Genomic DNA, 23,170 nt, shown 5'->3' with positions numbered 1-23,170 from the left:
GATCGGGTATGAACGCGCCGGAACCAGGAGCGGTCGGTATGGTCGGAGGGGAGTTGCGATGAGCGTCTCGGCCGCCGAAGCGGAGCTGTCGGAGGACGAGTTCGCGGGCCTCGAACTCGTCCGGCAGACGAGCGGGATCCACCAGAGCGACTTCTGGAAGGAACTCGGCGTCTCCTCGCGCAAGGGGAGTCGAATCGTCGAGTCCCTGGTCGAGAAGGAACTCGTCGACCGCGAGGAAACCGTCTACAATGGACACAACACCTATTACATCACGCCGACGGCTCGAGACCTCGATTTCACCCTGTTGATGGCTGGCGATATGCTTTCGCCGTTCATCGGCGAGGAGGAGGTCGATCCCAACAGCGACGCCTTTTCGCAGTGGATCATGAACCTGGCCTACCAGGAGTAACGGCTCACGTTTCGGGTTTCGAGTTTCGAGTTTCGCTGATTTTCGCCCAAAAATCGGATCGCTTTCAGACGCCGTCGGGACGCCGTTCGATCAACACGAACGGATCTCGCTCGCGGTTGTAGTAGGGAACGTCGCCGTCGATCGCTTCGATGAGGCGGCGATGAACTTCGCGCGCCGCCCGCCCTTCGTCGGGACTGAGGTGGTGAAGTCCGCGCATGTCGAGCCAGAAGTCGCCGTCGAGCCAGAGGAGCGTCTCGTCGTTCGACTGGTAGACCATCTCGCCCTCGTCGGTCAGTCCGTCGATCGCCAGCTGACGGCCCGAGAGTTGGGCACGCGCGAGCACGGCGACGAGCTGGCGTCGTGAGACCGGCGCGTGGAGGGCGACGTCGTCGATCGCCTCGCCGAAGTACTCCTCGACGAGGTCGCAGGCGCGAGAGAACTCGTCGAACTCGATTTCTTCAAACTCGACTTCCAGATCCGGTGTAATCTTCATAGATACCTTCCCGCTATACGCTCATGTCACGATTCGTGAATCTAGTATATAAATCTACGTAGAGCGCGCTACTCGAGCGCGCTCGCCGCTCGGACGAGGCGGCGCTCGCCGAAGGCGGGGCCGACGAACTGGATACCCACCGGGAGGCCACCGGTCTCGCCGGCGGGTGCCGAAATCGCTGGCAGATCCGCCAGGTTGACTGGGACCGTATTCGCGTCGGCCAGGTACATCTGCAGCGGGTCGTCGAGGCTCTCGCCGAGTTCGAACGGGGTGACCGGCATCGTTGGCGAGGCGAGCACGTCGGCTTCCTCGAGCGCCGCGTCGAAGTCCTGTTTGACCCACGCGCGGGCGTCCTGGGCCTTCTTGTAGTACTTGTCGTGGTAGCCCGCCGAGAGCGCGTAGGTACCGAGGAGGATGCGGCGTTTGACCTCGGGGCCGAACCCTTCCGCGCGCGCCGTCGAGAACGACTCGTTCCAGTTGCCCTCGTAGCCGCCCGAGTGTCCGTACCGGACGCCGTCGAAGCGCGCCAGGTTCGAGGACGCTTCGGACATCGCGATCACGTAGTAGGCCTCGACGGCGTGTTCGACGGAGGGGAGGCTGACCTCGTGGTAAGAGGCACCCTGGTCCTCGAGCGTGCCGATAGCGTCCAAGAAGGTCTCGACGACGCCCTCCTCAGCGCCTTCAAGCAGTTCCGTGGGGACGCCGATGGTGAGGCCGTCGACATCGCCGTCGGCCGCCTCGGCATAGGTTCCTCGGTCGGCGTTGGGATCCTCGCGGGTCGTCCCGTCGTACTCGTCGGGCCCGGCGACGACGTCGAGGAGGGCCGCGGCCGCTTCCGTGGTCGCCGCCAGTGGGCCGATCTGCTCGAGGCTGTTGGCATAGGCGACGAGGCCATACCGAGAGACGAGGCCGTAGGTGGGCTTGATCCCGACGACGCCGCAGAACGCGGCGGGACAGCGGATCGACCCGCCGGTGTCCGAACCCAGCGCGATGTCGGCTTCGCCGGCGGCGACGGCCGCGGCGGAGCCACCGGAGGAGCCACCGGGGACGTGTCCTGGTGCGGCGGGATTGTCCGTCGGGCCGAAGTGGGAGGTTTCGGTGGTCGTGCCCATGCCGAACTCGTCCATGTTGGCCTTACCGACGATGGTGGCACCCGCCTCCGAAATACGGCCGACGACCGTGGCGTCGTACGGCGGGACGTACTCTTCGAGCATCCTCGATCCGCAGGTGGTTCGCACGTCCGCCGTGGAGATGTTGTCCTTGACCGCGACCGTTTGGCCGGCCAGCGGCCCGTCGTCGGCCCCGTCGATGGTCGTCTCGGTGATGAAGATGTCCTCGCTCATGGCTGATCAGGAGACGTTCGGCCCCTTGAAGTACTCGTCCTCGCTGTCCGGCGCGTTCCGGAGCGCCGTATCCGTCTCGAGGCTGCCTCGGACCTCGTCGGCGCGCATGACGTTCGTCAGGTCGGCGTCGGTGTCGACGTCCGGAACCGAATCGAGCGTCTCGAAGGCGGCCAGGATGTCGGCGAACTGCTCGGTGAACTGGTCGACCTCGTCGTCCTCGAGGTCGACCCGGGCCAGTGCCGCGACGTGGCGGACGGCCTCGGGGGTGACGGCGTCCTCGCTCATATGCGACCACTGAGGGCACCGGGGAGTAAGGGTTTCGATACGCCGGGGATCGGGCGACTGTCGTCTCTCGGCGTGCTCGCGAGTGAGTTTGGATCCATCGGGCCGGGCGACTTCGTGCAGGCCAGTGCGTTCAGGCCCGCCTTGACTCGTCTGAAACGACGGATTTCCGCCGCTCGAGGCGCGTTAACGACCCCATAGTAAGGGTAGGGAGTGACGATTGACGTCGTATGGAATGCGATAACTGTGCCACGAACGACTCGGTCGCGTACACGCTCAAGACGCACCTCGAGAGCGAGCCATCGGAGACGGTCGACCTTCACTTCTGTTCCTCGCGCTGTCTCGGCGACTGGACCTAAGCGGGCGTCTCGAGTCGTCCGCTCGTCCGCTCGTCGACCGCCCGTTCCACGCGGTCATTCATCGATCAGCTATCGCTCGAGAGAAGCGACGACACGTACCGCGTGACGTGATCGTCCATCCGTCGCTTGTACCCGGCCTGGCGGGCGAGACGGTCGAGTTCGCGGGCCACCAGGCTGCCGTACTGGACGGCCTTCTTCTCTCGCCGGGCAACGGAGTCGGGGAGATATCGACTGGCGACCGCCCGGAGCGCCCGCTTTCGCTCGTCCTCGTCGGCGAGCAGGTGCGGGGGGAGCGCGAGCGCCGCCTCGACGACGGCGTCGTGGAGCAGCGGCGCGACGGGGGAAACGCCGGCGGCTTCGGCTGCCAGGACGTCTCGCGGTAGCTGTGCCGGGAGCGTCTCGATCTGTTCCCGAACCGCACCGCGGACCGTCTCGGCCTCGACCCGGTGATCGAGGTGGACGACCTTCTCGTACCCACCGAAGAGTTCGTCGGCCCCCTGGCCGACGGCCATCGCGTCGAAGCCGTCCGCGGCGATTCGTTCGGCCACGAGGTACAGCGGCAGGGCGATCTGAACGTCCATGGCGTTCGTTCGCCCGATGGCTCGGGCGACCGCGGGCGTCGCGCGTTCGAGGTCGCTCGGCTCGAGGGAGACGACGGTCAGGTCTCGGCCCATCGCCTCGGCGGCCGTGCGAGCGGCTTCGACATCGTGACTGTCCTGGAAGCCGACGACGTACAGTGGCGCGTCGAGCAACTCGGCGACGAGTGCAGAGTCGACGCCACCGGAGAAGGCGACGGCGACGTTTCGCGCATCGACGGCGTCGATAGCGGTGGCGATGGCGTCGTCGACGGCGTCGATGGCGGTAGCATCGTCTCTTCCGTCGACCCCTGATTCCGAGACGTCGATTTCGGGAAGTGACCAGATCCGTTCGAGCCCCGACGGTCCCAGGCGGGAGCCTGCGGGAACGAGTACCGGGGCCGCCAGGGATTCGGGCGAAAACGCCACTCGATCGGGGGCCAGCGAGACATCTCCCTCGAGAACGGGTTCCTCGACGAACAGCGGAACGCGACCGAGGACGTCACGCACGAGCGCGTCGTCGATCCAGCCGGCGAACCCAGCGGTTCCGGGGAAAGGGTCGCGCGTCTCGAGGGCGTCGCGGATGCGGGTGGCCGAGGCGCCCCGAATGGGGTGTCCCTCGGTACCGCCACGAGAATCGGAATCGGAATCGGAATCGCAACCGGAATCCATACCCGTCATCGAAACAGCTGAAAGACCCCGCCCTTGATCCGGCGCTTGACGCCGCCGGCGGCCTGGCGGAAGCTGATGTGCCAGGGCGTTCGCTTCCCCTCGATCGTCGTCCGTCCGTCGGCGATGGCCTCCAGGATCGCGTCGGCCGAACGCTCGTCGGTGTCGACGCGCGTGACCGCCTGGCCGACCATCTCGCCGATGTGGGCGTCGCTCCCGGCGGTCATCGGCAGGTTTCGAGAGCGCGCGAAGCGTTCGGCCTGGCGGTTCGCCCGTCCGGTCAACAGGCGGGAGTTGTAGACTTCGATCGCGTCCGCCTGTGCGAGGTCGGCGCGCGATACCCGGGCCATCACGCCGTGTCGGGATTCCTGGAACGGGTGGGGGACGACGGCGATGCCGCCTTGCTCACGGATCGCCTCGAGGGTGGACTCATAGGAGAGCCCCGGCGGGACGGCCTCGGCGATGCCGAATCCGAGAATGTGGCCCGCTTTGCTCGAAATCTCCATGCCTGGAATGCCAACGAGGCCGTAGTTCGGGGCCCGTTCGACGGCCTCGAGGCTCGCGGCGATTTCGTCGTGATCGGTGATCGCGATGGCGTCGAGGCCGACGGCCGATGCTTGCTCGAGAATGAACTCGACCGGGTCGCGGCCGTCGTACGAGAGCGACGAGTGGACGTGGAGTTCGACCGACAACACGGTTCTCTGGGTCGTACTCGTGCCGGGCCGGACAAAATACTGCCGATCGGTTGCGGCCGATGGTGGCTTCCGAATTGTACGTATTTGGCCGACTACGTACTGAATAGAGGCCGTTCGATAGTGAACCGCTCTCGGGGCGGACCTGGACGACTCTGGACCAGGTGGTCACTGGGTTCGAGCGCGATTCGCGGAACTCGATGGTTCGTCGAAGTCTGTAAACATCAACAAGAAACTTCGTTCAATCCATACGTTCTACAAATATGTAGCTTCATTTGGATCGGTTTGTCACAACCGTTTATGTTATAAACCACGTTGGAATACGCGTTCACATCCCATGTCAGGGAGTAACGGAGATAAGCAGAGGGGAACCGGGTTCTCACGTCGAACATTCGTCAAAGCGACCGGGGTCGCTGTAGGGGCGGCGCTGGCCGGTGGGGCAGCGACGAACACCGTAGGAGCGACCGACGACATCGATCCACGATTTCTCAACTGGCGGGTGCTCGAGGCGCGTCACGCCTGGGATCGAGGATATCGCGGTCGAACCGACCGGACGATTGCGCTAACTGATTCCGGCCTGGACTCGCGGCATCCGGATCTCGGGCCGTGGAACGGTGTCCAGGCGTTCGTCGAGGACGATCAGGTCAAACTCACGAAACCGGACGAGAACGACCTCGAGCGCGTCGAGACCGGCGACGCCGAGTCCTTTTCGGGAACGATGGGACCGGGGACGTTCGTCTCCGGCGAGGAGGTCTACCACGAGTTCACGACACCCAGCGGCGTCGAGGAACTGGACGCCTCGCTCTCGTGGTCGCCGTTCGTCGAGAACACCAACGACCTCGAGTTCCGACTCGACGAGTACGTCGACGGCCAGTGGGAGACCGCCGCGCGGGCCGCTTCGGCGGACATGCCGGAGACGATCCGGGCGTCGGTTGCGCCCGACCGGCGATACCGGTTCGTCGCCGAGGCGTACATCAACACGCTCTCGGAGTACGAGATTTCGGGCACGTACTTCGCGTACGAGGGCGAGCGAACGACCTACGACTCGAGCGTCGTCTTCGAGGGAACCGACGGCACGCCGACGGCCGACACCCCCAAGACGGTGGGCTGGTACGACGCCGGCTCTCGCTACGGGTTCTACGAACGACCGCGCGACGAGAACGGCCACGGGACCCACTGCGCGTCCATCATGGGCGGGAGCGGCCGGGCTAGTGCCGTCGACCCGGACACGGTCCAGACCGACGAACCTCGCACCGCGCTCTCGGCGGTGACCGGCAATTACCTCGCCTACGAGGTCGAGGCCGACGCCGGCACGGGGGTCTTCGGTTCCGCGTACGGCGAACTCATCGAGGTCCTGATCGAGGGACCCGACGGGCGAACGCTCGAGCGGACCACGCTCGACACCGACGAGGGTGTCCAGGACAACGTGACCGCGGTAACACCGGCCGAGGAATCGGGCACCTATACGGTATACGTTCGGACGGCCGAGGGCGAACTGGCGACGTCTGCGTACGTCGATTCCGTCGCTGCCGGTGCGTTCATCGACCCCGACAAGACCGCCGCCGACCGAACCGGCGAACACGATGGCTTCCACTCCGGTGTCGCGCCGAACGCGAGCCTCGTGTGCCTGCAGGGGCTCTCGGGTCCGACCGAGGACCTGGGTCGACACGCCGAGGACTTCGCCGACCTGTTCAACATGCGCGCGGTCAACATGTCCTGGGGCTACGTCGGCGGCCTGCCGCTGGGCGCAGCGGCGGGTACGCTCGACCGAATCCCGGCTCGAATCAAGGAAATCGCCGACGCGGGCGTGCTGTCGGTCGCGGCGGCGGGCAACGCTGCAACGCCGGCCAACGGGAACGGCTCGCCGGCTGTCGCGGACGAGGCGATTTCGGTCGTCGCGACCGGCCCGCTCGACGGTATTTCGGCGTACTCGAGCGGTGGTATCGGCGGCATCGACGAGGAGGACTACGACACGTACATGAAACCCGACGTCACCGCACCGGGCGGGTACGTGACGGATACAGCCAACGCGGCCGACACCGGCGTCGCGGATCAGCCGGAGGACGAACAGGCGCCGATCCGGGGCTACACCGGCAAGGCCGGCACGTCGATGGCCTCCCCGTACACGAACGGCACTGCCGGGCTGGTCGCCCAGGCGATGGAGGAGGACGCGCCCTCGAGCATCGCGCTGCCCGAACCCGCGGAGACGGACTTCGACGACGTGATGCGCCTCAAGCAGGTGCTGCTCGCCACCGCGTCGGAGACGGCGCTCACCGCTGCGCCGTACCACCGCGCGAAGGCACCGACGTACGACTTCGGCGGGCGGGACCCGTTCGAGGGGTACGGTCGCGTGAACCCCGGCCCGGCCATCGACGCCGTGACCCGAGAACTGTCGGGTACATCGAGCGAGGTCGTCGGCCTGAACGTCCCCGAAGACGAGCGCGCTGCAGCGGGCTACGTGCAGGCCGGACCGGGCACGGTCACCGCGAACGTCCAGGTCAGCCACCTTTCGGGCGGCGACAAGGGCGCGGCGAAGGGTGATCCGCACATCGACCTGTTCGTCTACGATGCCGCGAATCCGGCCGACAACGGCGAGCCGAACGTGCTTGGACGGGCCCAGGGGCTCGACGGAACCGCCGAGACGTCCGTCTCGTTCGGCCGCGACGCGGGCGAGCAGACGGTGTTCGTCGTCGCGAAACTGGTCAACGTTCCGAGTTGCGTCAACGGCGACGATGTGCAGGTCCACCTCGATCTCTCGGTGGACGTCGAAGACGGCTTCTTCGTCGACGGCACCCGCGACGACGACGCCAGCGTCTTCACGGGCGGCCAGACCAACCACGTCGAGTTGACCGCGAACCCGAGTGCCGACGCCGAACTCCGGGACGTCGTCCCCGCCGAGTGGGACGTTCTGACCGAGTACTCCGACGACGTCACCCGCGTCGAGGAGGGCGAGGGCGTCCAGTACGTCTACTTCGGGACGGCCGCGGCTGACACCGACACGTCGGTCGAGTACTTCGTCGAGGCGCCCGACGAACTGCTGCTGAGCGACACCTACGACTTCGGCCCTGCCGAGGTCGACGCAGGCGACGGTTGGGTCGCGGTTTCGGGAACGAGCGACTCGAATGTCGTCGTCGGTCAGAGCACCTAGAACCCGGTTCACCGCCTCGAGCCTCGAGTCCGCGGTTCGAACGATGGCTCGAGTCTCGAAGCGTACCACTACCGATACGAATCTACTTTCACGATGTCAGAGGACACGTCACGACACGTAAACCGACGCACAGTACTCAGGACTGCCGGCGCCGCCGGCGCGGCCTCGCTCCTCCCGTTCTCGGGAACCGCGGCAGCGGACACGGACACGTCGGTGCTCGACGGCCTGCTCGACACCGCGACCGACGTGCTTCAGGAGGTGATCGTCGTTTTCGACGACGCCGAATCGGTCGGCCTCCTCGGAGACCTCGACCTGCAGGCGGGACTCGTCGAGTACGAGGTCCTCCCGATGGCCTACACCGCCCTGACCGGCGACCAGCTCACCACGGTCGCCGACTGGGATGCCGTTCGACGGGTCGCCAAGGCCGTCGACCTCGAGTTTTACAACGACGACTCCCGCGAGGCCACGGGCGCCGACGTGGTTCAGTCGGACCTCGGCTACGACGGCTCGTCGGTGGACACCGTCGTCATCGACTCGGGCTTTTCCGGGCCGCACCCCGACTTCGACGGGCGACTCGAGTCGAACTGGCAGTGGGTCGACAATCCGCTGGGAGACCCCGACCCCGACTGGATCGACCTCGGATCCGAGGCAGACACCGACGACCTGGGGCACGGTACCCACTGTGCCGGTATCGTCGCCGGCGACGGAGCGGCGAGCGACGGGCAGTACCGCGGGATGGCTCCCGGGGCCCGCGTGTCGGTGTACTCGACTAACGAGGCCGTCTACCTCCCGTTCGTCGTCGGCGCGTGGGACCACATGCTGGCCCGGGCGGACGACCCCGATGACGACTTCGACCCCGACGTCGTCTCGAACTCCTACGGCGTCGCCCGCGACATGCGGTACAACCCGAACGACCCCGTCAACGTCGCGTCCTGGGAGGCGTTCCAGCGCGGGATCGTCCCCGTCTTCGCGGCGGGCAACGACGGGCCCGATTCGGACACCCTCTCGCGGTTCGCCAAGGCGCCCCACGTTCTCGGCGTGGCAGCCACCCGTGACGACAAGCACGTCACAGATTTCTCCTCTCGCGGGCGCACGCCCGACGAGGAGCGTGAGACCAACTACGACCGCCGGAAAGCCCTGCGAAACCTCGAGAAGTTCCACGCCGCGATGACTCGCGGGCAGTACGTCGTCGACACCGATTCGTGGACGGGCGAACTCGGCCCTACGGGTACCGGCAGCGACTACTACGAGTGGGTCGCGCCGAAAAACGCCGACGTCCTGGAGCTCGACCTGTCGTTGACTCCAGACGGCGAGCAGATCACGCTGACAGTCCACCGGGGCTCGAAAGACGGCGAGGAAGTCGCCAAACTCGGCGAGGAGCCCGTCTACCAGCACCGGACGCTGACGACGGACGTCGAGGGCGGCGAGACGTACTGGATCGAGGTCGAACCCGCGACCAACGTCGTAGTTACCTACGAGATCGACCTCGAGGCGTTCGAACAGCTCGGCGAACCGTATCGGTATCGGCCAGTCGGGCTCTACCGCCCCGGCGTTGCGACCCCGGGTAACTCCGTGATGAGTACGGTCGGCCCGACCGACCCGCTGGACGCCCTCGAGCCGGACGAGGAACTCTACTACTCGCCGATGACGGGGACGAGCATGGCCTGCCCGGCGGCCGCCGGCATCTGTGCCCTGGTGATCGACGCCGCGCGCAAGAACGGCCACGATTGGTCGCCTGCGGACGTTATCTACACGGTTGAATCCCAGGCCCGCGACGCCCACACTGCCTACACCCCGTGGAACGCCGGCGCCGGCTTCGTCGACGCGCCGTCAGCCGTTCGGCGAGCGGAGGCCGGTGACTTCGCGAAGCACAACGACGTCGAACTGGCCGATCCCGACACGCCCGAGACGCTCGAGGTGGCGGGCGCTCGCGAGGACGACGGGTCGGCGTTCACCGCCGGCCAGACCAATCGCGTCGACGTGACCGTCGAGTCGGTCTCACACGAAGCAATGGTGCGGGACGTCGTCCCCGTCGAGTGGTCAGTCGACGACGCCTACGGCGACGTGGAGCGCGTCGAGGAGGACGGCGACGTGCAATTCGTCTACTTCGGGACCGCGGTTCCGGGTGAGACGGCCACGTTCACCTACTTTGCGGAGGCACCCGAAGAGACGGGGACGTACACGTTCGGCCCAGGTGAGGCGAACGCAGCCAAAACGGACGACGACTGGGTGGCGTTCGGCGATGCCGACGATAACACCGTCCTGGGCGTGGAAACCTGAGGCGGCCGGACTTCATTTCGGTTCGAGGTTCGACTCGAGCGGCATCCTTCAGGAAAACAGTTCCGCGACGCTTCCCGACTACTCGAGGGTCACCCACTCCCCGCGCTCGTCGCTTCGCTCGACGGCGTCGAGGACCCGCTGGGCTGCCAGTCCGTCCTCGAAGCTCGGTTCGTACTCCTCACCCGCGTCGACGGCCGAGAGGAACTCGTAGTTCTCGTGGACGAAGGTGTGCTCCCAGCCGATAACGTGCCCCGGCGGCCACCAGTGATCGACGTAAGGGTCGTCCTCGTCGGTGACCAGCACGGTCTCGTAACCCCGGTTGCCCTCGTGCAGGACCTCGAGTTCGTTCAGCCGCTCGAGGGAGAATTTCAAACTCCCCTTCGAACCGTGAACCTCGATCGTGTGGTCGTTCTTGTGCCCCGTGGCGAATCGCGAAGCCTCGAGCGTGCCCATCGTCCCGTTCGCGAACTCGACCTGTGCGGAGTAGGCGTCGTCGACGGTGACAGGGCGCGTCTCCCCGTCCCCGGTGGGCCGTTCGTCGACGAACGTTCGGAGATGTCCGTTGACGCGCTCGATTTCGCCTGCGAGGTCGTCGCTCCCGACCAGAAAACGCAGGAGGTCGACCGTATGCGAGCCCAGGTCGCCGAGTGCGCCCGACCCGGCCATCTCCTCGTCGTTTCGCCAGGACCACTCGGCCTCGGGGTCGACCAGCCAGTCCTGGAGGTAGCGCCCGCGGACGTGGTGGATCTCCCCCAACTCGCCCGCCTCGAGCAGGTTCTTCGCGTACTGAATCGCTGGCACGAACCGGTAGTTGAACGCGGCGCCGGCGGGGACGCCGGCCTCGCGGGCCGCCTCGGCCATCTCCTCGGCGGCCTCGAGCGTTGGCGCGAGTGGCTTCTCACAGAAGACGGGGGTGCCGGCCTCGAGGGCGGCGATGGTTGGTTCGGCGTGGACGTGGTTCGGCCCGAGGTTGTAGAAGACATCGACATCGTCGACGACGTCGGCCCAGTCGGTGGCGGTCGACGCGAAGCCCAGGCGGTCAGCGGCGTCCGCGAGGGCGTCCTCGTCACGGCCGATCAACACTTGCCGCTCGACGTCCGGCGCCTCGGGGAAGAACATCGGGAGCCGTGCGAACGCGTTCGCGTGCGCCTTGCCCATGAATCGATACCCCAGTACCCCGACGGAGAGACTCATACTCGGATATCCATCTGCACGGTAGTTATTGGTTTGCGTCTCGACTCGATTCTCCCTGTCTTCGGGTGAAAAATAGCTGCCGATAATACGAGAGCGAGGCAAATATTACTGGTAGATGGAAAGTTATTACCCGTAATCTATCGTGGACATCGAGTATGGAACAGGAAGATCGTGACTTTGCCGCGTTCGAGACCCGGGCTGTCACCGCCGGCGAGGAGCCGTTCCGCGTGGGGAGCGAGGCGGGCGACGTCACCACCCCCATCCACCTCTCGTCGACGTTCGCCCTCCCCGGACTCGACACCGACCTCAGCCTCGAAGACGTCGACCCCGACCGCGGCGAGTTCCTCTACTCTCGACTCTCGAACCCGACGCGACACGCCCTCGAGAAACGCCTGGCGAGCCTCGAGGGCGGCGAACACGCGATGGCCTTCTCCTCGGGTACCGCAGCCATCTTCACGACCCTGCTCTCTAGCGTCGAACCCGGCGATCACCTCGTCGCTGGCGACGACCTCTACGCCGGCACCCGGCGGATGCTCGAGTCGGTGTTTCGCGACCGCCTCGACGTGGACGTGACGTTCGTCGACGGGAGCGACGTGGCGTCTCTCGAGGGTACCGTTACCGACGAGACGGTCGTGATCTGGATGGAGACGCCGACGAACCCCCGGATGACCCTGTGTGACGTGGCCGCGATCGCAGAAATTGCCGAGAGCTACGACGCGCTGCTTGGCGTGGACAACACCTTCGCCAGTTCCTACTTCCAGCGTCCGCTCGAGTTGGGCGCCGACGTCGTCGCACACAGTACGACGAAGTACCTGAACGGTCACTCGGACTCCATCGGTGGAGCCGTCGTCACGAGCGACGATGATCTCGCCGAAGAGATCCGGTTCCAGCAGCAAGTCGGCGTCGGCGACATGCTCGCGCCCTTCGACAGCTACCTCGTCCTCCGGGGGCTCAAGACCCTCCCGATGCGCATGCGCCAGCACGAGGCGAACGCGATGGCCGTCGCCGAGTTCCTCGAGGGCCACGACGCCGTCACCGACGTCTACTATCCCGGCCTCGAGTCCCACCCGCAACACGACCTCGCGGCCCACCAGATGGAGGGCTTCGGCGGCATCCTCTCGTTCGAACTCGCGGGCGAACTCGAGGATGCGAAGCGGTTCCTCGAGGCGCTCGAGGAGTTCACCCTCGCGGTCAGCGTCGGCGGCGTCGAGAGCCTGATCGAACTTCCAGCGGCGATGACTCACGAGCCCCTTCCGCGGGAGGAGCGAGAAGCCGTCGGCATCACCGATACGCTGATTCGCGTGTCCGTCGGCGTCGAGTCGATCGACGACCTGCTCGCTGACCTCGAGTCGGGATTCGCGGCGCTCGATGCGCCGTCCGTGGCAGCGGACGACTGAGGACGTTTTTGGTACCGTCTCCGATGACGACTACGGCCGTTCCTCGTTCGGACTCCGAATTTCACTCCGCATATGGCGCGCGTTCCAGTTCAGCAGCCAACGTTCGAAGCCGTGCGATACGCTCGATCGTCGAGGGATGGGCGTAAGTATCCACCTGGAGAGGGTCGCCACCATCCGTCGCTCCCTCCCGTGACCGATCGAAACCGTGCGGAAGCAAGCACATTCCTTCGAGGCCACGGTAGTGCCCGCCGGACGTCGCCTCCGCATCGTTTCGTGCGTCTTCCACGGGGGCGTTCGAGTGTCCGTCGAGTCGCTCGAGGACGCCCGCGAGCGTCGCCGGATCACCGGTGGTGAGAGCGCCAGCGCGGTCGGCGACGAACTCCCGCTGGCGCGAAAGGCTGCGGCTGAGGAAGACGACGGCGGTCGCGACGACGCCGAGAACGATCCCGCCTACGACGACGGTGACGGCCAGGGCTACGGCGAGTTGTAGGAGTCCGTTCAGGGTGAACACGGGCGCATCGGTGAACGACGACCCGAGGAGTGCCGCGACGAACAGGAGCCCACCGTAGACGTACGATCGAGTCCACCGCGGCAGGTGATCCCCGAAGACGACGTGTTCGTCGGCGATCAGCGCCGGGAGGAACGAGGCCAGGGTCATCACGGCCGCGTCGCGGTTCTTCAGATGTGCGAGTTCGTGGGCGAGGACGGCGTCGAGTTCGGCGGAATCGAGCGTCTCCAGGAGCCCCTCGCTGACGACGATGGTGCCCGAACGAACGCTGCCGACGGCGAAGCTGTTGGCCACCTGGGTATCGGCCACGGCGACCGCCGGAACGGCGACGTCTAGCTGGGCGGCGAGTCGCGTGACCCGATCGGTCAGTTCCGGCCGCTCGTCGGGGACGAGCGCTCGGGCGTCGGCTTCGGCGAGGAGTTCCAGGCGGGCGTACCGCAACTGGACGACGAGCAGACATCCCAGACAGAGGGCCGTCGCGAGAGCGAACGCGACGCCGCGAGAGAGTCCGACGCCGTCGAAAACGGGGGCGAGCCAGGGCTCGAGCAAGGTGACGAAGACGAGGGCGAGCACCAGGTTGGCGAGGACGATGGCACCGAGCGTCGTCGCCATGCGTCCGAGGAGGTCACGGGAGGCCATGCACCCGGTTGAACCTGTCGGTCGAAAATAGTTTCGTCGCGCCGACGTCGTACGCTCTCACCTGTCCGATTGACTACTGGTCACAGTGGTAACATTTTTACGGGTCGACCACACACGAAGTGATAGTGTGGGATACGACCGCCACAACGCCGCCCTCGTCGCCTGTTGTGTCTTCGCGATCCTCGCCGCCGCCGCGTTCCTCCCCGCGGCCGGCTACGGCGACTACCCCGACCAGGACGCCGTGAGCGACGACCACTACCTCGAGTCCGGACCCGGGACCGACGGCGGGAACGGGTCGAGCGATTCGGACGGAGACGCGACGGACCCGAATAGCGACGCAAGCGACAGCCCCGACGAAAACGAACGCGAGAACGGATCGACGACGGACGACCAGGAAGATAGTGACGACTCCGACTCGAGTGCCGATCCGGACGATTCGGACGACGGACCTGACGACGCCAACGACGAAAACGAATCGACCGCTGCCGGGGACACCGCCGAACCCGAAGACGGCACGTCGGACGGCGGTGCCGACCTCATTCGAGCCGCTGTCGTCGCGCTCGTCGGCCTGGTCGTCGTCAGCCCGATGGTCCTGCTCTGGCGGGGAACACACCCTGCTCGAGCACCCGGAAACGTGGACGCGGACGTAGCTCTTCCGGACGGATTCCTCCCTCGCCTGCGGTTTCGTCTCAAGCGAATCCCACAGGTGACGATGACGGCGACGATCGGATTCACGCGCGTGACGCCGGCTATCGTCGACAGCTTCGTTCGAACCGGGCGCGCCGCCGGGTCGGCACTCGGAATGGTTGGACACGGTCTCGGTCGCGGACTCAGGTCCGCGGTCGTCTCGCTTCCGACAGGAATCGCTGGCGCGCTGGGTTCGCTCGGTGGACGTTCCCGCTCGTTCTCCCTCTCCGGGGGCATCGCGTCGCTCTTCGACGGCTTCAGCCTGCCTCGACGAGAGGCCGGTTCCTGGACGCGGTCGACGGCCGCTCGAGGCGACGGCCGAACGACCGACGACGCCGAGACCGAGGCCGATCCTGAACCCCAGACGGTCGAGGAGGCCTGGGCGAGACTGACCGAACTCGTCTCACGGAGACGAGACCGGTCGAAGACGCCGGGTGAGTACGCGAGTGCCGCGGTCGACGCCGGTTTTCCGGAGTCGGCCATCTCGACGCTCACCGAGACGTTTCGAGAGGTTCGGTACGGAAACTACCCGGCAACCGACGCTCGCGTCCGTCGCGCACGAGCGGCCTACGAGCGGATCGTTTCGAGACACGACGGAAGGGACGGTGAGTGAGAGTGAAACGAACGATCCTGATCGTACTCGGGGCGGGCGCTCTGCTGACGACGCTCCTGGTGACCACCGGTGTAGTGGTGCTCCCGCCGGCTAGCGCGGCCATCGGCCGGGACGCGATCGTACTCGGGGGCGGTGGGGTCGCGATCGTCCTGGGCGCGATGGTGCTCGTCTCGACGGTAACCGATGCCGGGGCACACTCGGGGCTCGGAGGCCCAACCGACGACGGTGTCTCGGTCGACCGAATCGGCGACGATGTCGAGCACGCCCTCGAACGACAGACGCTCGGCGAGGATCGCGCCGAACGGGTTCGACGACGAAGAGCGCAGAACCGAGTGCGCATCGCCGTTACCGACGCGGTGATGGCGACGCTGATCGACTGCGGCTACGACGCGGAGGACGCACGAGAGGCGATTCGATCGGGGACGTGGACGGACGACCCGCGGGCGGCCGCCTATCTTTCGGACGCAGTCACGTTGTCGAACCAGACGCGGTTGCGGGACTGGCTCGTCGGTCGGCGCGAGCAGCGACAGGTCCAGGCGGCCGTGACGGAACTCGTGGTACTTCGGGAGTCGCCCCCCGAAGACCGCTCCGACGAATCGATGCCGGGGACCGTCCCCAACGGACTCGGGGACCATGAACCCGACCTCGAGAAGCAGGATCGGCCGTGGAGGCGAGCGAGATCGTGAGCGACGCGAACGCGGTCGAGTTGGGAGCAGACACATCCAGTAGGGGCAGAGCCGACGCACCCAGGTCCGAACCCGACAGCGTCTCCGTCGACGATACCGCTTCCGACGGCACCGAACCGCTGACCTCGAAATCGGAGAAGGACACGATCGAAGCCGTCGGCGGCGATTCAGCCGCTCGGACGACGGGAACCGTCGCCGACGAGCGACCGATCTCGAGCGACCGCTGGATGGTCGCCCTCGGGATCGCCCTGGTGGCCATCGGCGTCGGCGTGATCGCTCGCGACGCCGCCGTGTTCCTGTCGTCGGTCGTGGCCCTGACCTACGCCGCCTACGGCTACGCGACGACCCCGCCGTCGCCACAGTTAGCCGTCGAGCGACGGCTCGACCCGTCCGATCCCGTCCCAGGCGAATCCGTCTCGGTTACCGTCACGGTGTCCAACCACGGAACCGATGCCGAACCGGACATACGTGTGGCCGACCAACCGCCGACGAACCTCGTCCTCGACGGGGCGTCCAGGACGGTCGGCAGTCTGGCACCTGGCGAATCGCTCGCGTTCGAGTACGCCGTTCACCCGAGACGCGGCACGCACGTCTTCGGCGACGTCGTCGTCGAGAGCCGGAACGTGAGCGGGAGCGAACGGCTGCGGACGCGGTATGCGTTCGATAGCGGGGGCGAGGTCGAAGACCAGGATCGGGACCAGGACGACTGCAATGGGGCGAACCGCCTGACCTGGAACGACGCGCTCGAGCGCCTCCCCCTCGCGGGACAGACGATACAGCACCCCGGTCGGGTCGAGACCGACGTCGGGGGCGAAGGACTGGAGTTTCACTCGCTTCGCCCCTTCCAGCCGAGCGATCCGATGCGTCGGGTCGACTGGAAACGACTCGCGCGAACCGGCGAGTTGACGACCATCGAGTTCCGCGAGGAGCGAGCCGCGTCGGTCGTCGTGGTCGTCGACGCACGGGACGCGAGTGCGGTCGTCCGGAACCCGGGCGAACTCGATGGTCGCTCGCTTTCGATCCGTGCCGCCGAGTGGGTGGCGACGACGTTACTGGCCGAGAACAACCGCGTCGGAGTCGCCCTCTACGGCGGCCGCGGAGACTATCTGCTCCCGCGGACCGGTCGCGACCAGTTGGCTCGCGTCCGTCGGTTGCTCGACGGCGAGTGGTGTGGCTCGTTTGGCCGCCCGTCGTGGCTCGCCCACGGCGACCGCGCGGTCGACCGGTTCTGCCGCCACCTGGCCGACGAGAAACAGCTGGTCTTCGTCACGCCCCTGCTCGACGACGCTCCCGTCGCGTCCGCTCGTCGGTTCCGCGCCTACGGGCACGAGGTGACCGTCGTCTGTCCGGGGGTTGCCGACCGACCCGACCTCGCCGGCACGCTCGAGCGCGACGCGCTCGAGCGCCGGCTATCGACGCTCCGGAGCCACGGCGTTCGCGTCGTCGAGTGGCGCCCCGACGAATCGCTCCACGTCGCAGTCGACCGGAGTAAACGGCGGTGGTCGACGTGAAGACGGATCGTGCGGTCGCAGCCACTGACCTTCGCTTGCTCGCCGCGACCATCGCGGCGGTAACGACGGTCGGCGTCTGCTGGGGCGCTGGGTACGGACTGGAGGGTGCGCTGGCAGGATTGGGCGCACTCGGACTGGCTCTGGGGGCTGTACTCGCCGCTTCAGACCGACTCGCTCGTCGAGCCCTCGGCAGCGTCCTCATCACGACAGGCCTGCTCACCGTCCTCGGCGGCTGGAGTCTCGCTGTCCACGAGGGCGGTGTTGGCCTGCTCCTGGTCGTCGCGAACACGGTCGCCGTGCTCGCAATCGGTGTCGCAGGGATCGACGGGGACTCGAGTCGGGAATCGGCCGCCTGGTCGGTTCGTGACTCGACCCTCTCGTCACTCCCCGTTACCGTCGGGATTTTCGCCCTGGCGACCGGCGTCGTCGGACGGGTGCTTTCGGGGACGAGACTGACGCTCGAGGCGATGACGATCGGAACGTACGCGAGTTTTCTCTCCGTACTCGCGCTGTCCGCGGTGGCGACGGTGCTGATCGCGTGTGCCGGGTCCGCCCTCGAGCGACTCCTCCCGGATCGAACGTCGACGCTGACCGTTCGATCGATCGTCGAACGGGTACGGAATATTCCGACGGGTGGCTATTACGTTCTCGTGATCGGGATCGTCGTGTTGCTGGCCCCGGGAACCGGTGACGCGTTCGAGTCGACGTTGCGAGCGATGGGAACCGTCGGCTCGCTCGTCCGCTTCGTCCTGGAGAGCGGCGCCCTCCACCTCGCCCTCCTGGGCGCGTCTCTCGGGGCGGGTGTGATCTGTCTCAGCTGGATGGTCGCGTCGCCGGCGCGTGCCTGGTTCGGTCCCGTCCCGCTCCGGACGGTCGCGTTTGCCACCGGTGGCCTGGTCGTCCCGCCCGTCGCGTTCGCGCTAGCATCCCTCCCGTTCGTCGAGGTGGACCCGATCGTGGCGGTCTGGGTTCCGTTCGGCGTGTTGTTGACGGCCGTCCTCCTCGAGTTGCTCGTCATGACGTCGGACCTGCGCGACTGGCGAGGATGGCTTCGGCGACTCGGCTGCGGGTCGATGCTCGTCGTAACGTTCGTCGGCTCTCGGCTCGGTCTCGCTCCGTTAGGCGTGTTTCTCGCCGTGGCGAGCGCGATTGCGGTCTGGGATCTCACCGAGCGGAGTCACGCCCTCCGCGCACAGCTGGGGCCGTCGGTCGACAGCCGTCAAACGGAACTCGTCCACGCGATGGGGACGGTCGTCGTCGGCGGAGTCGGGGTTTCCCTCGCGGCACTCGCCATGTACGGGATCGGCGCCGTGACACCGCCGGGGCAGCGATGGCACGCCCTCGCCCCGGTCACGCTGGCACTGCTCGCGGTGTTCGCCCTCGTCGGATCGATCGCTATGAGTTCCGAATGGCTGTCGGCGGCACGACGTCGTGTCGTAACTGGACTGCGAAGCCAACTCGCCGTCACCGCCCTCGTCGTCCTCCTCGTCCTGGCGATGGCAACCGTCGTCGACGCACTCGACGCGTTGCTGACCGTCGTCCTGTTGATCGGGGTTCCGATCGCCGTCCTCTGGTTGCTCGGCCGGCTGTCCTCAAGCGACGCGGCTGGCGACTTCAAACAGCCGCCGCCAGGTAGATATTGACGGGCGCGTAGGTGACTCGAGCGATCTATCGGTCGACGTACACTCGCGAACGGACGGTTCGAAGCGCTTATACCCGCCACGCTGATAGCACCAACCGACTCGTCGGTCCGCGGGCGACGGCGGGCACCTGTTCGGCTCACGCCACAGGTTGGAATGTGGAAGCTACTCGCGTGTCGAACGCAAGATCGCTTCTGAACCGGGAAACGCCCGCAGACTACCAATGGCACGAAGCTTCTACTCCCACATCAAGGAGGCATGGAAGAACCCGGGCGACGGCAAGCTCGGCGAACTGCAGTGGCAACGAAAGCAGGAGTGGCGCAAAGAGGGCGCCATCGAGCGTATCGAGCGCCCGACGCGACTGGACAAGGCGCGCGAACTCGGTTACAAGGCGAAGCAAGGCATCGTCGTGACGCGCGTCGCCGTCCGTAAAGGGAACGCGCGCAAGCAGCGACACAAGGCCGGGCGTCGGACGAAGCGCCAGGGCGTCAACCGCATCGGTCGCCGGAAGAACATTCAGCGCATCGGTGAAGAGCGCGTCTCCCGAAAGTACCCCAACCTCCGCGTCCTCGCCAGCTACTGGGTCGGTGAAGACGGCGGGCAGAAGTGGTTCGAAGTGATCCTCGTCGACCCGAACCATCCCGCCATCCAGAACGACGACGACCTCAACTGGATCTGTGCCGACACGCACAAGAATCGGGCCTTCCGCGGGCTTACCAACGCCGGCAAGTCCAACCGCGGTCTCTACAACCGCGGCAAGGGAACCGAGAACGTTCGCCCCTCGCTGAACAGCGGCAAGCGCAGTTCCGAGTAATCGCGCACTCGGTCGCTCGAGACTCGCTTTCCACGAACGAATTCTGGCGCCTCTCGAGCGTCAGTACCGTTTTCGATCCCGTTCGAGTAGCTCGAGTAGCTCAACTGGTTCGGGCCACGCGAGCGAGCGTTCAAGCCCGCCAGGTACGGGAGCTGATATCAAGTTCCAGCCCGCCAGGTACGGTAACCGATATTAACATACTGGAACGTGTACGTTCACCCATGCGAGATCGAATCCTGGTTCCGGTCGACGGCTCGGATCGCGCGGCAGACGCTCTCGAGTTCGCGTTCGAGAAGCACCCGGACGCGACCATCGTCGGACTCCACGTCATCGACCCGGCCGACCTCTACGGGGCGCCGGGTCTCGAGGGCGGTGCGATGATCAACTACGAGGAGATTCACCGACAGAGTACGGAACGCGCCGAGACACTACTCGAGAACGTCGCCGAGAAGGCAGCCGACCGCGGGGTCGACTGTGAGACCGAACTCGTCGTCGGTCGTATCGCGCGCTCGATCATCGACTACGCCGAGGAGAACCCGGTCGATCAGATCGTCATTGGAAGCCACGGTCGGCGGGGTGCGAGTCGTATCCTCCTGGGGAGCGTCGCGGAGACGGTCGCTCGTCGGTCGCCGGTCCCCGTAACGATCGTTCGGTGAGTCGGCAGATACGGGTCTTCTGGCACCTACCACGGCCTACCACGGCCTACCACGACCTACCACGGCGGGTCGTCAGTACTGCGAGCGTTCGACACGCTCAGGCGCCTCGAACGGCGTCGACAGCTCGAGCAACTGGACGAGAATGCGTCCGGTCGCCCCCCAGACGGTGTAACCGTCGACGTGAAAGTAGTGGATGACGATGTCGCCGTAGTAGGGGTGATCGCGTCTGTCGTACTCGTAGTTGTCCGGGTCGAGAAACCCCGAGAGCGGCAGGACCACGATCTCGGCGACTTCACGCTCGTCCGGGTCGTACGATCGATCCGGAATCCGCCCGACGAACGGCGTCACGGCGTACTCCGTGATCGTCCGAATGTCGTCTAGCTGGCCGACCACGTCAACCGCCGACGGCTCGAGACCGATTTCCTCGTCGGCCTCCCGGAGGGCTGTCTCGAGGATCGAGTCGTCCTGGGGCTCCCTGCCGCCGCCGGGAAAACTCATCTGGCCAGGGTGTTCCCCGAGGTGATCGGCCCGGCGCGTAAAGAGCAGGTAGTCCTCGCCGTCGCGGTCGATCACAGGGGCGAGCACAGCGGCGTCGTACGACTGGTCGTCGATCTCGGTCGGCTGAAAATCGGCGACCGCTTCGAGTGTGAACCGTCGAGTCGTCATACTGATCCTCGGTCAGGCGTCCTCGAGCGCCTCGACGAGTCTGGTTCGTTCGGCCACCAGGTTGAGGGGAGCCCACGCCTCAAGGTCGTAGCTCAGATCGATCAGGTCTTCGATGGCCGTCTCGTCCACGTTCTCGGTTTCGTCGTTACCCTCGTCTACGTTCTCGGTCTCGTCGTCGCCCTCGTTCACGTACTCGGGACCGTCGCCTCGCCCGCCCTCACCCTCGAGCACCGCCTCGACGTCCGCCAGAAACCGATCCCGAGCGGCCTCCCCGACCGCGTCCTGGTCGGGGTCGCGCGGCGACACGTCCAGGATGTGCGGGAGGTCCTCCGCGTGCTCGGGGGTGCGAGGGAACGCGGTCGGGCCGGGGACGAAGAGTGCGTCACCGTCGTTGTCGCCGTCACCGCTCTCGTCGCCTCCGTCGGTGGCGTGACCGTTACCACGGGGTTCGTAGCGAACCAGCGCGAACGCGTCCAGCGACGCCTCGATCGCTCCCGCCGCAGCGTCCTCGTCGACCGACTGGCCGTCCGCGCGGAACGCGACCTCCGAGAGGGCGCGCTCGAGTTCCGCCCGAGTGAGCCCACCGAAGAGGTCGACGATCCCGGCGAGTTCGTCGCTCGTCCGCTGATCGGGTACGGTCCCCATAGCTCCTGCAACGGACGAAACGGTGATTAGTCTTGCGTGCTCGACTCGAGCGAGGCGGCCGAAGGCGTCCACGGCGTCGCCGCCTGGACGAGCGCGTCCGGATCGACGGGCGCCGCCGTCCAGGACGGGAGTCGTCGTTCCCCTTCGGGTGGGGTGAGCGACCTCGCGTAGCGCGTTACCTGCTCTCGCTCCCCGTCTCGATCGTACGAGAGGCCGTTGAACGCCGCGTCGGCCCGGTACTGGTCGATCAGTCGGTCGGCTGCCGTGCGGTAACGTGTCGTCAAGATTCCGTAGTCGATGTCGACGTCGTTGGCCTCGAGCACGCGAAGAACAGCGGAGGCGACGTCTCGACTCATCCCCTCGAGGCCGGCGTCGCCGTCGACGGTTCGGTGGTCGTGTCGGTGGATACCGAGGTCGACCTGTGCGGATCCCTCGAAGCCAGCGTGCTCGAACGCGTCGCCGAGGGTCGCCACCTCGAGCCCCCACGCCCGGGGCGGCCGGAGTCGGCTAGCGAGATCAGCCGTCATCGCGAACTCGCCCGCCAGCGCGTATCGGAACGCGGCGAGGTACTCGACGACGGGGTCGTCGTGGTCGGCGCGCAGCGCCTCGACGAGAGGCTCATAGAGGAGTCGATAGAGCCGCCCGTACAGTCGGTCGTCTTCGACGCGCGCATAGTATCCCTTCGAGAAGTCGTAGCCCATCGCCAGCGGCCCGAGCAACCGGGCGACGTGATCAGCCCGAAAGCTCGTCGCGTCGGCGTCGTGGACGACGACGTACTCCCCCTGAGCAATCGCCGGGCCGAGCGCGAGCCACACGTCCCGCCCCTTCCCCAGTTCGCCGTCGAGTCCTTTCCTCGCCAGCAGATCCTCGACGGCGGGTGCGTTACACCACAGTACCTGGGTCGGCAGGTCGAACGACTCGACCCACGCCCGAAACGACTCGATCCGGCCAGGGTCGGCCCGGACCGGAACGACTACGCGCTCGGGCGCCGGCCGAATCGACTCGAGTGCCGACAGGACGCCCGTCGCCGCGGGACGCTCCTGTTCCCGATCGGTCATCGGCACGACGATAGCCGTCCGCTCGAGAACGGGCTCGAGACCGTCGAATCCGATGGGGGCATCCGTCAGTCGGTGGAGCGTGGCGACGCGCTCCTGCGTGTACTCCATCGGTGAATCGTTCGGCTGGAGGGTAAAAACGGCGACGACTTGGGCGAAGCCCGCCTCGAGGCCGGTAACTCGCCGATTTTCGGCCCGTACGAGTGTAC

21 protein-coding genes are annotated in these 23,170 nt (G+C 66.5%); 11 read left to right on the top strand and 10 right to left on the bottom strand.

Translation table 11 applies throughout. The annotated features are described in order from the left end of the window. Positions 1-58: 58 nt before the first annotated feature. Positions 59-409: a helix-turn-helix transcriptional regulator gene (locus tag NGM15_RS06095; protein ID WP_253436621.1), complete on the top strand. Its 351-nt coding sequence runs from the start codon at positions 59-61 to the stop codon at positions 407-409. A 64-nt stretch (positions 410-473) separates the two neighbouring features. Here NGM15_RS06095 and NGM15_RS06090 read toward each other — a convergent pair whose 3' ends face one another. From NGM15_RS06090 to gatC, 3 genes are all read right to left on the bottom strand, one after another. After that, positions 474-902: a DUF8048 family protein gene (locus NGM15_RS06090; RefSeq protein ID WP_253436618.1), complete on the bottom strand. Its 429-nt coding sequence runs from the start codon at positions 900-902 to the stop codon at positions 474-476. Between the two features lie 68 nt (positions 903-970). After that, positions 971-2,245 (bottom strand): Asp-tRNA(Asn)/Glu-tRNA(Gln) amidotransferase subunit GatA, encoded by a 1,275-nt coding sequence (gene gatA / locus NGM15_RS06085; RefSeq protein WP_253436616.1) that lies wholly within the window; start codon positions 2,243-2,245, stop codon positions 971-973. Between the two features lie 6 nt (positions 2,246-2,251). Further along, positions 2,252-2,530: an Asp-tRNA(Asn)/Glu-tRNA(Gln) amidotransferase subunit GatC gene (gatC, locus tag NGM15_RS06080; protein WP_253436613.1), complete on the bottom strand. Its 279-nt coding sequence runs from the start codon at positions 2,528-2,530 to the stop codon at positions 2,252-2,254. 227 nt (positions 2,531-2,757) lie between these two features. Here gatC and NGM15_RS18680 point away from each other — a divergent pair, with 227 nt between their 5' ends. After that, positions 2,758-2,886 carry a hypothetical protein gene (locus NGM15_RS18680; protein ID WP_256499061.1) on the top strand — a complete coding sequence of 43 codons (129 nt, stop codon included), beginning with the start codon at positions 2,758-2,760 and terminating at the stop codon, positions 2,884-2,886. Between the two features lie 65 nt (positions 2,887-2,951). Here NGM15_RS18680 and NGM15_RS06075 read toward each other — a convergent pair whose 3' ends face one another. Then, a complete protein-coding gene (locus NGM15_RS06075; RefSeq protein ID WP_253436610.1) occupies positions 2,952-4,133 on the bottom strand; it encodes an asparagine synthase C-terminal domain-containing protein in 1,182 nt (393 codons plus the stop codon). A gap of 5 nt (positions 4,134-4,138) precedes the next feature. Beyond that, the gene (locus NGM15_RS06070; protein WP_253436607.1) at positions 4,139-4,825 is read right to left on the bottom strand and encodes a CehA/McbA family metallohydrolase; all 687 of its coding nucleotides are present in this window, start codon (positions 4,823-4,825) and stop codon (positions 4,139-4,141) included. Between the two features lie 334 nt (positions 4,826-5,159). Between NGM15_RS06070 and NGM15_RS06065 the strand changes: the two genes are divergently transcribed. Together NGM15_RS06065 and NGM15_RS06060 are read left to right on the top strand one after the other, a co-directional pair. Next, entirely contained in the window at positions 5,160-7,970 is a 2,811-nt protein-coding gene (locus tag NGM15_RS06065) for a S8 family serine peptidase (protein ID WP_253436604.1), read from the top strand. 93 nt (positions 7,971-8,063) lie between these two features. Continuing rightward, positions 8,064-10,250 (top strand): S8 family serine peptidase, encoded by a 2,187-nt coding sequence (locus NGM15_RS06060; protein WP_253436601.1) that lies wholly within the window; start codon positions 8,064-8,066, stop codon positions 10,248-10,250. Between the two features lie 78 nt (positions 10,251-10,328). Here the strand turns inward: NGM15_RS06060 and NGM15_RS06055 are convergent, their stop codons facing one another. Continuing rightward, entirely contained in the window at positions 10,329-11,444 is a 1,116-nt protein-coding gene (locus NGM15_RS06055; RefSeq protein ID WP_253436598.1) for a Gfo/Idh/MocA family protein, read from the bottom strand. A gap of 155 nt (positions 11,445-11,599) precedes the next feature. Here NGM15_RS06055 and NGM15_RS06050 point away from each other — a divergent pair, with 155 nt between their 5' ends. Beyond that, on the top strand, positions 11,600-12,841 hold the full coding sequence (locus NGM15_RS06050) for a trans-sulfuration enzyme family protein (protein ID WP_253436596.1): 1,242 nt from the start codon (positions 11,600-11,602) through the stop codon (positions 12,839-12,841). A gap of 61 nt (positions 12,842-12,902) precedes the next feature. Here the strand turns inward: NGM15_RS06050 and NGM15_RS06045 are convergent, their stop codons facing one another. After that, the gene (locus NGM15_RS06045) at positions 12,903-13,988 is read right to left on the bottom strand and encodes a M48 family metalloprotease (RefSeq protein ID WP_253436593.1); all 1,086 of its coding nucleotides are present in this window, start codon (positions 13,986-13,988) and stop codon (positions 12,903-12,905) included. Positions 13,989-14,115: 127 nt separating this feature from the next. Here NGM15_RS06045 and NGM15_RS06040 point away from each other — a divergent pair, with 127 nt between their 5' ends. The 6 genes from NGM15_RS06040 (at position 14,116) to NGM15_RS06015 (ending at position 20,595) form a co-directional block, all read left to right on the top strand. Continuing rightward, complete coding sequence (locus NGM15_RS06040; RefSeq protein ID WP_253436591.1) at positions 14,116-15,288, top strand: DUF4129 domain-containing protein; 1,173 nt, start codon at positions 14,116-14,118, stop codon at positions 15,286-15,288. 2 nt (positions 15,289-15,290) lie between these two features. Further along, a complete protein-coding gene (locus NGM15_RS06035; RefSeq protein ID WP_253436589.1) occupies positions 15,291-15,974 on the top strand; it encodes a DUF7269 family protein in 684 nt (227 codons plus the stop codon). Then, positions 15,971-17,485 (top strand): DUF58 domain-containing protein, encoded by a 1,515-nt coding sequence (locus NGM15_RS06030; protein ID WP_253436586.1) that lies wholly within the window; start codon positions 15,971-15,973, stop codon positions 17,483-17,485. Before NGM15_RS06035 ends, NGM15_RS06030 begins: the two co-directional genes overlap by 4 nt. Then, positions 17,482-19,128: a hypothetical protein gene (locus tag NGM15_RS06025; protein ID WP_253436583.1), complete on the top strand. Its 1,647-nt coding sequence runs from the start codon at positions 17,482-17,484 to the stop codon at positions 19,126-19,128. Before NGM15_RS06030 ends, NGM15_RS06025 begins: the two co-directional genes overlap by 4 nt. Before the next feature lie 220 nt (positions 19,129-19,348). After that, positions 19,349-19,939 carry a 50S ribosomal protein L15e gene (locus NGM15_RS06020; RefSeq protein ID WP_253436580.1) on the top strand — a complete coding sequence of 197 codons (591 nt, stop codon included), beginning with the start codon at positions 19,349-19,351 and terminating at the stop codon, positions 19,937-19,939. 221 nt (positions 19,940-20,160) lie between these two features. Continuing rightward, on the top strand, positions 20,161-20,595 hold the full coding sequence (locus tag NGM15_RS06015; protein ID WP_253436578.1) for a universal stress protein: 435 nt from the start codon (positions 20,161-20,163) through the stop codon (positions 20,593-20,595). A 72-nt stretch (positions 20,596-20,667) separates the two neighbouring features. On the opposite strand, the gene NGM15_RS06010 is transcribed toward NGM15_RS06015, so the two are convergent. Genes NGM15_RS06010 through NGM15_RS06000 form a run of 3 tightly spaced genes read right to left on the bottom strand, consistent with a single transcriptional unit; the run spans position 20,668 to position 23,072 of the window. Further along, complete coding sequence (locus tag NGM15_RS06010) at positions 20,668-21,261, bottom strand: NUDIX hydrolase (protein WP_253436576.1); 594 nt, start codon at positions 21,259-21,261, stop codon at positions 20,668-20,670. A 12-nt stretch (positions 21,262-21,273) separates the two neighbouring features. Next, positions 21,274-21,906 (bottom strand): DUF7109 family protein, encoded by a 633-nt coding sequence (locus NGM15_RS06005; protein ID WP_253436573.1) that lies wholly within the window; start codon positions 21,904-21,906, stop codon positions 21,274-21,276. Between the two features lie 26 nt (positions 21,907-21,932). After that, positions 21,933-23,072: a glycosyltransferase family protein gene (locus NGM15_RS06000; RefSeq protein WP_253436570.1), complete on the bottom strand. Its 1,140-nt coding sequence runs from the start codon at positions 23,070-23,072 to the stop codon at positions 21,933-21,935. Positions 23,073-23,170: the final 98 nt, after the last annotated feature.

This window comes from Natronosalvus halobius, from assembly GCF_024138145.1.
Classification (GTDB): domain Archaea; phylum Halobacteriota; class Halobacteria; order Halobacteriales; family Natrialbaceae; genus Natronosalvus; species Natronosalvus halobius.
This window is presented reverse-complemented; position numbering and strand designations above follow the sequence as displayed.